Source organism: Kitasatospora sp. NPDC097605 (assembly GCF_040302725.1).
GTDB lineage: Bacteria > Actinomycetota > Actinomycetes > Streptomycetales > Streptomycetaceae > Kitasatospora.
On record NZ_JBEOSF010000016.1, the window covers coordinates 1 to 12,493 of the forward strand.

At 75.3% G+C, this 12,493-nt stretch carries 14 protein-coding genes and 1 pseudogene; 12 read left to right on the forward strand and 3 right to left on the reverse strand.

All coding sequences use genetic code 11. The features are described from left to right. Positions 1 to 468 precede the first annotated feature (468 nt). The 5 genes from ABTX81_RS19320 to ABTX81_RS19340 all read left to right on the forward strand — a co-directional run bounded on the left by ABTX81_RS19320 (position 469) and on the right by ABTX81_RS19340 (position 6,309). Positions 469 to 654 carry a hypothetical protein gene (locus ABTX81_RS19320; RefSeq protein ID WP_350547090.1) on the forward strand — a complete coding sequence of 62 codons (186 nt, stop codon included), beginning with the start codon at positions 469 to 471 and terminating at the stop codon, positions 652 to 654. Then, positions 651 to 2,636 carry a dynamin family protein gene (locus tag ABTX81_RS19325; RefSeq protein ID WP_350547093.1) on the forward strand — a complete coding sequence of 662 codons (1,986 nt, stop codon included), beginning with the start codon at positions 651 to 653 and terminating at the stop codon, positions 2,634 to 2,636. The genes ABTX81_RS19320 and ABTX81_RS19325 overlap by 4 nt, the downstream gene beginning before the upstream one ends. A gap of 191 nt (positions 2,637 to 2,827) precedes the next feature. After that, the gene (locus ABTX81_RS19330; RefSeq protein ID WP_350547096.1) at positions 2,828 to 4,432 is read left to right on the forward strand and encodes a dynamin family protein; all 1,605 of its coding nucleotides are present in this window, start codon (positions 2,828 to 2,830) and stop codon (positions 4,430 to 4,432) included. A gap of 204 nt (positions 4,433 to 4,636) precedes the next feature. Then, the gene (locus tag ABTX81_RS19335; RefSeq protein ID WP_350547099.1) at positions 4,637 to 5,536 is read left to right on the forward strand and encodes a hypothetical protein; all 900 of its coding nucleotides are present in this window, start codon (positions 4,637 to 4,639) and stop codon (positions 5,534 to 5,536) included. 101 nt (positions 5,537 to 5,637) lie between these two features. Continuing rightward, entirely contained in the window at positions 5,638 to 6,309 is a 672-nt protein-coding gene (locus ABTX81_RS19340) for an SGNH/GDSL hydrolase family protein (RefSeq protein ID WP_350547102.1), read from the forward strand. Positions 6,310 to 6,327: 18 nt separating this feature from the next. Here ABTX81_RS19340 and ABTX81_RS19345 read toward each other — a convergent pair whose 3' ends face one another. Then, the gene (locus ABTX81_RS19345; protein WP_350547105.1) at positions 6,328 to 7,158 is read right to left on the reverse strand and encodes an alpha/beta fold hydrolase; all 831 of its coding nucleotides are present in this window, start codon (positions 7,156 to 7,158) and stop codon (positions 6,328 to 6,330) included. Next, positions 7,155 to 7,673 (reverse strand): MarR family winged helix-turn-helix transcriptional regulator, encoded by a 519-nt coding sequence (locus tag ABTX81_RS19350; protein WP_350547108.1) that lies wholly within the window; start codon positions 7,671 to 7,673, stop codon positions 7,155 to 7,157. Before ABTX81_RS19350 ends, ABTX81_RS19345 begins: the two co-directional genes overlap by 4 nt. A gap of 221 nt (positions 7,674 to 7,894) precedes the next feature. Here ABTX81_RS19350 and ABTX81_RS19355 point away from each other — a divergent pair, with 221 nt between their 5' ends. From ABTX81_RS19355 to ABTX81_RS19375, 5 genes and pseudogenes are all read left to right on the forward strand, one after another. Continuing rightward, positions 7,895 to 8,371: a DUF7919 family protein gene (locus tag ABTX81_RS19355; protein ID WP_350547111.1), complete on the forward strand. Its 477-nt coding sequence runs from the start codon at positions 7,895 to 7,897 to the stop codon at positions 8,369 to 8,371. Positions 8,372 to 8,414: 43 nt separating this feature from the next. Beyond that, positions 8,415 to 8,600 (forward strand): annotated as a pseudogene (locus tag ABTX81_RS19360) (SDR family NAD(P)-dependent oxidoreductase); the annotation flags it as partial. Between the two features lie 121 nt (positions 8,601 to 8,721). After that, a complete protein-coding gene (locus ABTX81_RS19365) occupies positions 8,722 to 9,255 on the forward strand; it encodes a GNAT family N-acetyltransferase (RefSeq protein ID WP_350547114.1) in 534 nt (177 codons plus the stop codon). Between the two features lie 4 nt (positions 9,256 to 9,259). Continuing rightward, positions 9,260 to 9,979, forward strand: coding sequence for a hypothetical protein (locus tag ABTX81_RS19370; protein WP_350547117.1), 720 nt, complete (start codon positions 9,260 to 9,262; stop codon positions 9,977 to 9,979). After that, a complete protein-coding gene (locus ABTX81_RS19375) occupies positions 9,976 to 10,743 on the forward strand; it encodes a class I SAM-dependent methyltransferase (protein WP_350547120.1) in 768 nt (255 codons plus the stop codon). Before ABTX81_RS19370 ends, ABTX81_RS19375 begins: the two co-directional genes overlap by 4 nt. Before the next feature lie 172 nt (positions 10,744 to 10,915). On the opposite strand, the gene ABTX81_RS19380 is transcribed toward ABTX81_RS19375, so the two are convergent. After that, positions 10,916 to 11,230, reverse strand: coding sequence for a hypothetical protein (locus ABTX81_RS19380; RefSeq protein WP_350547122.1), 315 nt, complete (start codon positions 11,228 to 11,230; stop codon positions 10,916 to 10,918). Positions 11,231 to 11,327: 97 nt separating this feature from the next. Between ABTX81_RS19380 and ABTX81_RS19385 the strand changes: the two genes are divergently transcribed. Both ABTX81_RS19385 and ABTX81_RS19390 read left to right on the forward strand, forming a co-directional pair. Continuing rightward, positions 11,328 to 11,870, forward strand: coding sequence for an MOSC domain-containing protein (locus ABTX81_RS19385; protein ID WP_350547125.1), 543 nt, complete (start codon positions 11,328 to 11,330; stop codon positions 11,868 to 11,870). Between the two features lie 77 nt (positions 11,871 to 11,947). Beyond that, positions 11,948 to 12,235 (forward strand): ATP-grasp domain-containing protein, encoded by a 288-nt coding sequence (locus ABTX81_RS19390; protein ID WP_350547128.1) that lies wholly within the window; start codon positions 11,948 to 11,950, stop codon positions 12,233 to 12,235. Positions 12,236 to 12,493 lie beyond the last annotated feature (258 nt).

Consider the following 12,493-nt stretch of genomic DNA (forward strand, 5'->3'; position numbering starts at 1 on the left):
CGAGGTGGTGCCTGGGGCGCAGGCGCAGGTTGTCGACCAGCGCCTCGGCCTCGATCTGGTGCGGCAGCTTGAGGGTGTACGGGCTGGGCGGCGGGCGGGGCGATGAAGCAGTACGCGCCGGTGTCGCCGTGGGGGACGCTGCTGCTGCTCTGCGCGCTCTCGCTCGCGGTCGGCGCGCCGGCAGCCGCCGTGCCCGCCCGCCCGCCGGGCGGCCGCGCCGCGCCCGCCGGAGGCCGTCGCCGAGGCGTGACGACACCGCTCCGGGCCGACCGCAAGCGGCCCGACGCGGTTCGCCCACGGAACTGTCGGAGCATCAACATCCCTCTGTGAACCGCCCATTACGACATCGCATCGGTTCTCCGCGAGCTCTCCCGAAGCGGCGGAACGGGCCGATCCGCCGCTGCTATCCTCGCCGCGAACCCGGGCCGGAACCCTCACCGCCGGCGGGGTGCGTCCAGGGGGTGGAGCGTGGCCGAGCCGGTGCTCGTGGTGGACTTCGGAACGTCCTCCTCGGCGGCCGCCCAGGACATCCTCACCGCCGACGCCGATCAACTCGCCTCCATGGAGGAGCAGCTGCGCGGCATCGCCGGGCAGGGCGACTTCGGCCCCCATCTCCCGCCCGACCTTCCGCCCGACCTCAGAGGACCCGCATGACCCCCGGCGCCCCGCCGTCCCCCGCCCGCGCCCTCGACGCCCTGCGCGCCGAGACCCTCGCGCTCTACGCCGCGCTGCGCCCGGTCACCACCGCCGGCGGTGCCCGGCACGCGCTGACCGCCGAGCGGCTGGCGGCGGCCGAACGGCGGCTGCGCGAGGGGACGTTGACCGTCGTGGTGTGCGGGGAGTTCAAGCGCGGCAAGTCCAGCCTGCTGAACGCCCTGCTGGAGGAGCCCGACCTCTTCCCCCGCGACACCTACTTCGCCACCAGCCTGGTCACCACCGCCGCCTTCGGGCCCGTCGAACGGGTGGTCGTCACCCTCGACCCGCCCGAGGAGCAGCCCGACGGCGAGCCGGAGCAGTTGGAGATCCCGCGCGAGCGGATCGCCGAGTACGCCACCGAGTCCGGCAACCCGGGGAACGTCAAACGGGTGCGGCTGATCTCCGTCCACCTGCCGAACCCCCGGCTCGCCACCGGCCTGGTGCTGGTGGACACCCCGGGCGTCGGCGCGGTCTATCAGGCGCACACCGCCGTCACGGCGGGCTTCCTGCCGCAGGCGGACGCGCTGGTGTTCGTCGCCGACGCCACGCAGCCGCTGACCGAGAGCGAACTGCGCTTCCTCTCCCGGGCGGCCGCCGCGTCCCGGGCGCTGGACGGCACCGACGGGCTGGTCTTCGCCCTCACCAAGATCGACACCGTCGGCGACTACACCGCGATCCACGCCAACACCCTCGCCAAGCTCGCCGCCGCCACCGGCCTCGCGCCGCAGGACGTTCCGCTGGTGCCGGTCTCCGCCCGCGCCAAGCTCGACTTCCTCGCCGACGGTGACCCGGAGGACCTGGAGATCAGCAACTTCGAGGAGTTCGAGCGGGTGCTCTGGGCGGCGCTCGCCCGGCGCCGGGCCTCGCTGCTGGTCGGCGGCGCGCTGGCCGAACTGGAGGCCTCGGCGCGGACGATGCTCGAACCGGTGGAGGCCGAGCTGCACGCCCTGCTCGACGACACCCGCACCAGGCTCGCCGAACTCCAGGCCGACACCGGGGAACGCGAGCGCCGGATCGCCGAACTGGCCTCCTCGCAGGCCGGCTGGCGCCGCGAACTCGTCGACGCCGTCGCCGATCTGGGCCGCTCCCTGGGTGTGCGGGCGCAGCAGGAACTGGACCAGGTCTGGCACCGGTTCCGCACCGAGTACCTCTACGACGACGCGATGCTCGCCGAACCGGACCGACTGGTCGGCCAGTTGGCCGCCGACGCGGCCCTGGTCACCGGGACGGTGGGCGAACTCGCGGGGCTGCGGGCGGCGGAGCTCCAGGGCGACTTCGCCCGCCGCAACGGCCTGGAACTGGACGCCCGCCCGAGCAGCCGGCTGCCCGAGCCGCCCGTCCCGCCGCTGACCGTGACCGGCCGGCTGGGGGAGGGGGAGCGGCAGGCCCGGGGCGGGGGCCGGCTGCGCGCGGTGTCCGCCGGCTCCGGGATGGGGACGACGGCGGGCGGCCTGGCCGCGGGCGCGATCGGCGCGATCATCGGCACGCTGGTGCTGCCCGGCGCGGGGACGGCGGTCGGCGCCCAGATCGGCTCCTCGATCGGCTCGGTGGTCGGCGCGCTGTTCGGCGGGGTCACGGGGTACCGGGGCGCCGTACGGGACCAGCAGATCGCCGACAAGGTCGCCCGGCGGACCAGCCTGCGCACCGAACTGGAGGCGATGCGAGCCGGCCAGTACGCCCATCTCGCCAACGCCGTCCGGGATTTGACCCGGACCCTGGCGGAGGCGGTGCGGTCCGAGCTGGAGAGCCGGATCGCCCGCGAGCAGGCCTCCGCCCGGGACACCTTGAGCCGGCTGGAGTCCGCCCGCACCGCGACCCGTGAGCAGGCGACCCGGCGGGCCGCCGAACTCGGCCTGGAGCGGCGGCCGTTGACGGAGGTCCGGGCGGGGGTGGACCGGCTGGGCGCCCGGCTCGCGGCCCTGCTGGAGGACCCGCGGTGAGCCCGGCGGGCGGCGGGCGCTGGTGGCGGTTCGGGAGGGGCGGCGGGGAGCAGCCGCCCGCGCCGCCGCACGCCCCGGTCCCGCCGGTGCCCGGGCCCGCGCCGGACCCGTCGCCCGAGCGCTCTCCCGATTCCTCGCCCGAGCGCTCTCCCGATTCCTCGCCCCATGCCTCGCCCGACCCCGAACCGGGTGTGCGCGAGGCCACCGAACGCGCGGTGGCGGAGGCCGCCTCCCTGCTCGGCCCCCGCCACCGCGCCCCGGCGGCCCTGCTCCCCGCCCTTGACGCGCTCGACGGCTACCGCGAGCTGGCCGTCCGCCCGATGCGGGTCGCCCTGGTCGGCCGGGTCAGCGCGGGCAAGTCCACCCTGGTCAACGCCCTGCTCGGGGCCCACCGGGTGGAGACCGGCGCCGAGGAGCTGACCTTCAACGTCAGCCGCCTCACCCACGGCGCCGAGCGCACCGTCACCGTCCACTACAAGGACGGCCGCCCCGCCGACCGCCACCACCCGGACGAGCTGCGCGCCCTCACCGCCCGGGCCCGCGACGACGACCGGGCCGGGCGCGCCCGGCTGCAGGCGATCGACCACCTGGTGGTCACCGACCCCAGCCCGTACCTGCGCTCCTTCGACCTGGTCGACACCCCCGGCCTGGACTCGGTGCTCGGCGCCGACTCCGCCAACACCCTCCGGTTCCTGGGCCGTTCGCCGGACGAGGTGCGGGCGGACTCGATCGGACACGCGGGCAGCGCCGACGCCCTGGTGCTGGTCTTCGCCCGCGGCCTCGCCCAGGGCGAGGAGGAACTGCTCGCCGACTTCACCGGCGCCGGCTTCGGCCCGGGCGCCCCCGGTGGTCCCGGCGCGCCCGGCGCCCCCGGCGGCGCGCTCACCACGGTCGGCGCCCTCACCAAGGTCGAGCTGTACTGGCCCGAGCACCCCGACCCGCTCGCCGAGGGCCGCCGGGTCGCCGACCGGGTGATGACCGCCGCCGGCGGCACCCGGCTGATGTACGACCTGCGCCCGCTCTGCAGCCTGGTCGGCGCCGCCGCCGGGCAGCTCACCGAGGCGGACCACGCCGACCTCGCCGACCTGGCCACCGTCGAACCCGCCCTGCTCGCCCGCCGCGCCGCCCGCGGCCCGTACTTCACCACCCGCCCCTACCCGGACCTCCCCGTCCCGGCCGACCGCCGCGCCCACCTCTTCGGCCTGCTCGCCGGCTACGGCCTCACCCTCGCCTGCGGACTGATCCGCGACGGCGTCGACGACCTGCCCACCCTGCGCGCCGAACTCGACCGGCGCAGCGGCCTGGCCGACTTCCGCCGCCTGCTCGCCGACCACTTCGGCGCCCGCGCCGACCTGATCAAGCTGCGCCGCATCGTCGACCGCGCCCGCACCCTGCCCGACACCCTCCCGGCCGACCTCCTGCCGCCCGACCCGCCCTCCGCCGCCCGCCTCCGCGCCGCCGTCGACCGGGCGGTGGGCCGCTTCGTCGACCTGGAGGTCCAGCAGCACGCCTTCCGCGAGCTGACCGTCCTGCGCGACTGCTACGACGGCCGCCTGACCGGCCTCTCCGATGCGGACATCCTCGAACTCCGCCGAGTCATCGGAGAGTTCGGCACCACCACCCCCGCCCGCCTCGGCCTCCCGCCGCACACCCCCCGCCCCGACCAACGCCGCACCGCCCTCACCCGCCTCGCCCACTGGTCCACCCTGACCACCGACCCCACCTTCGCCGGCCCCACCCGCCGTGCCTGCCAAGTCGTCCGCCGCACCTACGAACGCCTCGCCACCACCCTCTGATCCGCCCCATCCACCGCAGCGACGACCACCTCGCCGCCACCCTTGCCCGACCGCCCGGACCTCTGGCCGGTCCTGCCCGCCCCGGCACTCGGCGCCGAGCCGCCCTGGCCACCGACTCCACCTTCGCCGGTCCGGCCTGTGCCGCAGCTACGGACGTCTCACCGCAGCCCTGGCGTGTCGGAGGGATGTGGCACCATCCTCGTCGTGCTCGATCACCTCGACGACGCGGAGTGGCCCGGACTCTTCCACGCCCTCGGGTCCGCCGACGACACGCCGCGGCATCTGACGGCGCTCCTCGGTGATGACCTCAAGGCCTTCACAGCCGCGTACTCGCACTTGTGGTCCACGACGCTCCGTCACGAGGGCAAGGCCTGGCCCGCCACGGCGCCCACCGCGCTGCGGGTCGCCGAGCTCCTGGACGAGCCGCGGCCGGCGCCGGCCGATCCGTCCCTGCCGGACGGGTTGCTCGCCTACCTCTACGCGGTCGGCCTCGCCGCCGACCTCGGTGACCGGGCCGCGGAGATCCGTGCCCGGGTCGAGGACCGCGCGTCGGAGCTGCGAGCCTGGACGGACGAATACCTGGCGGCCGATCCCGAGGGCCGGTCCCGGATGCGGCAGGACGGTACCGGCCTGGGCGAGCTCGTCCTCGACCAGGCGGCGCTCGCCTGCTTCGACCTGGCGCCCACCCTCCTGCGGCGCGTGCTGCCGCACCTCGCCTCGGACCGCGCCATGCGCCGGGCCTGCGCCGCCGCAGCCGCCGGATCGCCGGCCCGCCACCCTGCGGCCTCGGTGCAACGCCCCACGATTTCGCGGCAGTTGACATCGATGGCCCGGTCCGCAGAGTGCCCGTACGAACGCGCGACGATCCTGATCGCCCTCGGCCACCTCGGCGGCGATACGCGCTCCTGGCTCGCCGACCCGCACAAGGGCGTCCGAACCTGCGCGGCCTTGGCGCCCGGCCTCGCCGGCGATGGCGCGGCGGACCGGCTACTGCGGGAACTGGCGCGATCACCAGGCGAGTTCGCCGAGTCCTTCGGTGACATGGCCCCACCGTTGCAGCTCCGGTTCGAGCCGTACCTCCGCCGGTCCCGCGAGGCCGGATGACGGCGGCGCGCCGGGCGGCCGCCATGCGGATGACGGCGGGACCTGGCACCGTCGGGAGGGGCCGCCCCGCCTCGTCCGAACCGACCCTGAGGGAGCGCATGATGACGATCACGATCCGCCCCGGAAGCACCGTGATGTTCACCGGCGACTCGATCACCGACTGCCGGCGGCGCCTCAGCGAGGACGGCCTCGGGGCCGGATATCCGCTGCGGGTCGCGGGGGAGTGGGGGCTCCGGCATCCGGACCGGCCGGTGACCTGGCTGAACACCGCCGACGCCGGCGACAAGGTGAGGGACCTGGAAGCCCGCTGGCAGGCGGACGTGCTGGACGCGCGCCCGGACGTGGTGTCGATCCTCGTCGGGGTCAACGACGTGCGCTGGCACACCCTCGACCCCGAGGGGCACCTGATCCCGGCCCGGGACTTCGAGGCGGGCTACGACCGTCTCCTCGCACCCCTCGCCGAGGCGGGCACGGAGCTGATCCTCATCGAGCCGTTCCTCCTGCCCGTCGCAGGCGTCGACGGCGTCGACGAGGTCGGTGCGGCGATCGTCGGACCGGAGCAGCGCGAGGAGTGGCGCACCGACCTGGACCCGAAGATCCAGGCCGTGCGCAGGCTCGCCCGCCGTTACGGCGCCCACCTCCTCGCCGCCGACGGCATGTTCGCCGAACTCGCCGCGACCGGCGGAGCCGGGCACTGGGCCGCCGACGGCGTCCACCCGACACCGGCCGGCCACGCCGCGCTCGCGGCGGCCTGGCTGCGCTTGGTGGCGTGACCGGGGCGCCGATGGCCGTCACACCAACGAGAGGAAGGCGTCCACCTCGCGCTCGAAGAGGTCCGGCCGCTCCAGCGGGACCATGTGCGCGGCGCCGGGCAGCACCAGCTCCCGCGCGTGCGGGGCGGCGTCGGCCACGGCGCGGGCGTTGGCGAGGATGTCGGCGCCGTCCAGCTCGCCCACCAGCACCAAGGCCGGCACCGCCAGCTCGCCGAGCCGCTCGGCCGCGCCCGCCTCCAGCGGGCGTCCGGCGCCGAAGCCGGCGGCGTGGCGCAGCACGTTGGCGGTCACCGACGCGCGCAGCCGCTCCCGCAGCGCGCCGTCCACCTCGGCGGGGGAGCGGTGCGGGCCGTCCGCCCACATCCGCAGGAAGTGCTCCACGAACCGGCCCACCCCCTCCTCGCCGCCGGCGCCCAGCGCGGCGATCTGCTGCTCGGTGTGGTGGATGACGAAGGGGTCGGTGAACGGCCGTCCGCTCACGCCCGGCGCGGTGAGGACCAGGCCCGCCACGCACTCGGGGTGGGTGAGCGCGGTGTCCAGGGCGATGCGGGAGCCGAGCGAGAGCCCGACCAGCACGGCGCGCGGGACGTCCAGGTGGGCGAGCAGGGTCCGCAGGTCGTCGTGGTGGGCGTGGTCGCCGCTGACGGTGGAGGAGCGGCCGTGGCCGCGGGCGTCGTAGCGGACGACGTGCCGGCCGCGGGCGGCGAGCCGGGCGAAATCCTCGTCCCAGCTGTGCCGGTCCAGCAGGCCGCCGTGCAGCAGGACGACGGCCGGCCCCGTGCCCTCCGCGACCTCGTAGGACAGCTCGCCGCCCGCGACGGGTACGGCGCCGGTGCGCAGTTCGGTCATGTTCCGTCCGTTTCCCTGTCGTTCCGATCGCGATCTCCGGCCGCCCGCTCCAGCTCGTGGAACACCTCGCCGAGCCGGTCGAGCACCCGCAGGGCGGTGGCCACCTCGGCCGGGTCGAGGTCGCCGAGGTGGCGTCGCAGCGCCTCGTGCTCGGCGCCCTGGAGGCGGGCGAGCACGTCCTCCCCCTGTGCGGTGAGCCGGACCAGGGAGGAGCGCCGGTGCTCGGGGTTGGTGACGGTCTCGGCCAGCCCGAGCGCCTTGGCGTCGTTCACCAGCCGCTGCACGGGCTGCCGGTCCAGGTCCAGCGCCCGCGCCAGCTGCGGCACGGTGCGGGGCCCGCCGCGCCGCAGCGCGTCCAGCACCGCGTGCTGCCCGGCGGTCATGCCCGTCCCGGCCAGCCCGCGCTCGACCGCCCGCACGATCACCCGGTGCACCGGCCACAGCCGACGGATCACGTCGTGCAGCAGCCCCTCCACGGCCGGCCCGCCCTCGCCCACGTCCTCACTGACACTCATGGTGTCATCATGACATCAGAGGTGTCATCTGGGAAGCCGGCCGTCCTTCCTTGAGGGCCCGGATGTCCTCGCCGCCGGGGCGACGGCCCTGTCCGCCTCGCTCGACAGCACCCCGCCGCCCTCACCGCCCTCGCCCTCACCGCCCTCGCCCTCACCGCCGCGTCCTCGCCGCCACCGGCGCCACCGCCTACGCCCCGCCGGGCCCAGGCGATGATGGGCGCGTGTTCTACGAAGATCTCAGCGAGTACGACTATCAGCCCTACGACACCTTCGACGACCCGGAGTCGGGCGTCTGTGCGCTCCGGTACCGCCCGACGTACACCCGGCTGAACGTGGGCTGGCTGGAAGCCGGACACCCCTACCCGACCGGCCCGGTACCCCCCGCCTTCCTGGAGAAGCTGAAGGCCGTCCAGAAGGTCCAGTGGATGAACGTCTGCCTCGGCCGGCACGACTGCGACCTCTGCCCGGACGGGGAGACCCCGGAGGGCAACGGCGAGGTGCGGATCCCGGGCGGGCCCGGCACCGCCTACGCCGCTCCGTTCCTGATCACGCACTACATCACCGCCCACGGCTACCGGCCGCCACAGGTGTTCATCGACGCCGTCCTAGCCGTCGACCTCGATGCCTGGGCCGCCGCCCGCTGGCCCGACGTCCCCTTCCCGTGGGTCCCCGAGGACGCCGAACACCTGTCGGCCTGAAGCGACGTGACTTCAAGTGCGCTCCAGTCCCAGCCTCCCGGTCATGACGAAGGCACTGGTGACCGGCGGGACGAGCGGGCTCGGGCTGGCCATGGCCGCCGCCCTGACGGCGGCGGGGGCGGCGGTCGCACTGACCGGCCGCGCCGGGCGGCGGGCGGAGGAGGTCGCGGCCGGGCTGCCCGGGGCGATCGGCCTCGAACTCGACGTGCGCGACGAGGCGTCCGTGACCCGCGCCGTCGACCTGGCGTGGTCACTTCCCCGCGTGGCTGCGCGAGCACGAGCGCGCCCGAGCCCGCCGCCGGCCGAAACCGGGTTGCCCTCCGAGGGTGTGATCACCTTGGCTGGGCGGCATGACCGAGCTGCACACCGACCGCCTCCTGCTGCGCCGCTGGCGCGACGCCGACCTCGACCCCTGGGCGGCGATGAACGCCGACCCCGAGGTCCGCGAACACCTCGGGGACGTCCTCACCCGGGCCGAGAGCTACGTCTCCGTGGCCCGCTACGAAGCCGACTTCGTGCGGCGCGGCTACGGATGGTGGGCCGTCGAGGTCCGGGCCACGGGGGAGTTCATCGGCTTCGCGGGCCTGGACGACATCGACGACGGCCTGCCGTTCACCGGCGTCGAGATCGGCTGGCGGCTCGCCCGGTCGGCCTGGGGCCACGGCTACGCCACCGAAGCCGCCAGGGCGGTCCTCGCGTTCGGCTTCGACACGCTCGCCCTGCCCGAGATCCTCGCCGTCACCACGGCCCGCAACCTCCGCTCCCAGGCGGTGATGCGCCGGCTCGGCATGACCACCGACCCGGCGGACGACTTCGACGACCCCCACGCCCCCGAGGGCCCGCTGCGCCCCAGCGTCCTCTACCGGCTCACCCCGGCAGGCTGACCCGGTGCTGCTCCCCGCCTTCCCCCGCACCCCCCTGCGGCCCGCCGAACGGCCCGCGATCGCCACGCCGTTCGGCCCGCTGGCCTTCGCGACGACCCTCCCGGGCGCCGCCCTGCCGCCGCTCCCCGACGAGCTGTTCGAGTTCCCGGGCGGCGGCCGGATCGCTCGGTGGACCCACCCCTCGGCCCGCGTCGAACTCCTGCTGACCGCGTACGACCCCGACCTCGACCCCGAGACCTGGCGGCCGCTGACCGACTGCCGGGCGGCGGTCTGGCGGATCGACGCGCTGGCCCCGCTCACCGGCGTGCGGTTCGAGGCCTCGCTGCCGGCTCCGCTCCCCGAGGGCGCGGACACCGGTTGGGACGGCGGCCAGGCACTGGCCGCGTTCACGGTCGAGGACGAGCGCACCCGCCTCACCGTCGGCGGCCACGACGAGGAGGCGATCTGCTGGGAGGGCGGGACGCGCGAACGGCCCCGGCGCTGGGCCGCGCTGCTCGACGAGGTCCACGCCCGGTCGTTCAACGGCTGGGGCGTCGAGTCCGGCGACCACCACGCCATGGCGTGGACCCTGCCGCCGCTGGAGCCCGGCGACCACTGCGAGCTCCCGGTGGTGGCCGCGTGGGGGTCGGTCGACGACGAGACCGAGAACACCTGGTACGCCGTCATGCCGTCTCCGACGGTCCTGCTGCGGCAGGTCGCCGACCGGGCTAGGCTGCGGCGATGACGCGTTCCACCGGCGATGCCGAGACCCCCCTCCCGCCCACGGCCCCGGCCCGGGTGAACGACTACGACGGCTTCGCCGAGGCCTTCTCGGCCGAGACCGAGAACAACCTCCTCAACGCCTATCACGCCCGGCCCGCCGTCCTCGCCCTCGCCGGCGACGTGACCGGCCGCCGCATCCTGGACGCCGGCTGCGGCTCGGGCGCCCTGTCCGCCGAGCTGCGCGACGCCGGCGCCACCGTCAGCGGCATCGACTCCAGCGCCGGCATGCTGGAACTCGCCCGCCGCCGCCTCGGCGAGGACGCCGACCTGCACGTGGGCGACCTCGGCGACCGCCTGCCCTTCGAGGACGCGGCCTTCGACGACGTGGTCGCCTCCCTGGTGCTGCACTACCTGGAGGACTGGGGGCCGACGCTCGCCGAGCTGCGCCGGGTGCTCAGGCCCGGCGGCCGCCTGATCGCCTCCGTCCAGCACCCGTTCGTCGACTACGCCATCCAGAACCCCCGGCCCGACTACTTCGCCACCACCAGCTACACCGACGAGTGGACGTTCAACGGCCGGTCCTACCCGGTGACCTTCTGGCGCCGCCCCCTGCACGCGATGACCGACGCCTTCACCACCGCCGGCTTCCGCCTCACCACCCTCAGCGAACCCCAACCCGACCCGGCCGCCCGAGAGTTGTTCCCCAAGGACTTCCACCACCTCTCGACCAAGATGAGCTTCCTCTTCTTCGTCGTCGAGGTCCCGCAGGCGGCCCCGGCGCCGTGAATCCGTCCGGATCCTGAGTACGCGTACTCACGACCGGCCGCGGCCGGCCCTGGGACGATCCCCGGATGCCGACCTGGTTCCCGGACCTCCGAGGTCACCAGCCGTGCCAGTGGACCAGCAGGAAGTCCTCGACGCACAGGTCCCTGAGTGCGGCCGTCGGCGGCGAGCGCGATCATCGCCCGGCCGCGCAGTTCGACGGCGTCGGCCGGCGCGGGGGCTCGGTGCAGAGCGCTTCGACCTGCCAGCGCGGATCGCTGGTCGCCGCGGTGCACCGGGGCGCGTACGCGTGCACGATGGCCGCGCGCACGTCCTCGGCGAGCCCGGGCACCTCCACCCGTGGCCGCCCCAATCCCTCGTACGAAAGCGGCAGTTCGGCGGTTTCCCCGGTCCGCCGGTACCGCGTCAGCACGGCCCGCAGCCGCTCGTCGACGTCCCGCTCGTCGGCGAGGGCCGTTCCGTCCGTGATGTCGTCCGTGATCTCCTCCATGGTCTTCCACGCCGACGGCCAGGTGGACGGTTGCGGGGCCCGAGGCGGGCATAGGGTGTCGGGTGGATCATCACCTCCAGTGGAAGGTTCGGCACGGATGAGCGGGACGGTCGCCGCGGTCAGCAGCAACGGGGAGTACTCCTTCACCAAGCCCAACCGGGAGAGCATCACGCTGCTCACCGGGCTCGGGGTGGAGGGGGACGTGCACGCGGGGGTGACCGTCAAGCACCGCTCACGCGTCGCACAGGACCCGACGCAGCCCAACCTGCGGCAGGTCCACCTCATCCACGAGGAGCTGTTCACCGAGCTGGCCGAGCACGGATTCACGGTCACCCCCGGGCAGTTGGGCGAGAACATCACCACCCGCGGTATCGACCTGCTCGCCCTCCCGGCCGGCACCCTGCTGCGGATCGGCGCGGAGGCAGTGCTGGAGGCCACCGGCCTGCGCAACCCGTGCCTGCAGATCGACCGCTTCCAGGACGGCCTCCTGAAGCAGGTCGTCGGCCGCGACGAGGCCGGGAACGTGGTGCGCAAGGCCGGGATCATGAGCGTGGTCCGGACCGGCGGGCCGGTCCGCCCCGGCGACGCGATCGAGATCGAACTGCCGGAGGAACCGCACCGCCCCCTCGACCGCGTCTGAACCCCATGCCGGTAGCAGGCGGCGGACCCTGGCGGACGACTTCGGGGACCGGGCGCGCGTAGCCGAGGTCGGTAGGGGTGAGCGCGTCGGCGGGGCCGGCGGCGCGTAGGACGACGTCGAGGAGGTGCGGGCAGCCCGGCCGCTACTCCGTGGCGGGCTCGCTCGCCGTCTCCCCTGAGGTCGGGCCGGACGCGCTCGCGTTCGCCGCGGACGTCCTCGCGGCGGGCGGCCTGCCGAGCGCCGCCGTGGTCGACGTCGGCCAACGGGCCGACGGCACCTGCACCTGGGCGGTGGTCGAGGCCAACCCCGCCTGGGCGAGCGGCGGCTACGCCGCGCCGGGAACAGCTTGTCGACCGGCGGCTTGAGGAACGCCGGCCGGCGCAGCCGCCGCGCCTCGGCCGGCGTGGTGCACTCCACCCGGCGGGCGAGCAGCTCGGCGGGCAGCGTGGTGAGCCAGTCGGCGGGCGGCTCCAGCGGGACGACGCCCAGCACGTCGGCGGTGACGTCCGCGACAGCGGCCCGCCGTACAGGTGCGCGGGCCGCAGCCCGGCGAACTCGGCCGGGACCTCCCAGCGCACGGCGGTGTGCCCCGCAGCCCGCGCCGACGGGCGCGGGTGAGCAGC

Bases quoted from the DNA above. Each gene is read 5' to 3' on its own strand.
- ABTX81_RS19325 (WP_350547093.1), top strand. From the start codon at position 651: ATGACCCCCGGCGCCCCGCCGTCCCCCGCCCGCGCCCTCGACGCCCTG.
- ABTX81_RS19340 (WP_350547102.1), top strand. From the start codon at position 5,638: ATGACGATCACGATCCGCCCCGGAAGCACCGTGATGTTCACCGGCGAC.
- ABTX81_RS19345 (WP_350547105.1), bottom strand. From the start codon at position 7,158: ATGACCGAACTGCGCACCGGCGCCGTACCCGTCGCGGGCGGCGAGCTG.
- ABTX81_RS19350 (WP_350547108.1), bottom strand. From the start codon at position 7,673: ATGAGTGTCAGTGAGGACGTGGGCGAGGGCGGGCCGGCCGTGGAGGGG.
- ABTX81_RS19365 (WP_350547114.1), top strand. From the start codon at position 8,722: ATGACCGAGCTGCACACCGACCGCCTCCTGCTGCGCCGCTGGCGCGAC.
- ABTX81_RS19375 (WP_350547120.1), top strand. From the start codon at position 9,976: ATGACGCGTTCCACCGGCGATGCCGAGACCCCCCTCCCGCCCACGGCC.
- ABTX81_RS19380 (WP_350547122.1), bottom strand. From the start codon at position 11,230: ATGGAGGAGATCACGGACGACATCACGGACGGAACGGCCCTCGCCGAC.
- ABTX81_RS19385 (WP_350547125.1), top strand. From the start codon at position 11,328: ATGAGCGGGACGGTCGCCGCGGTCAGCAGCAACGGGGAGTACTCCTTC.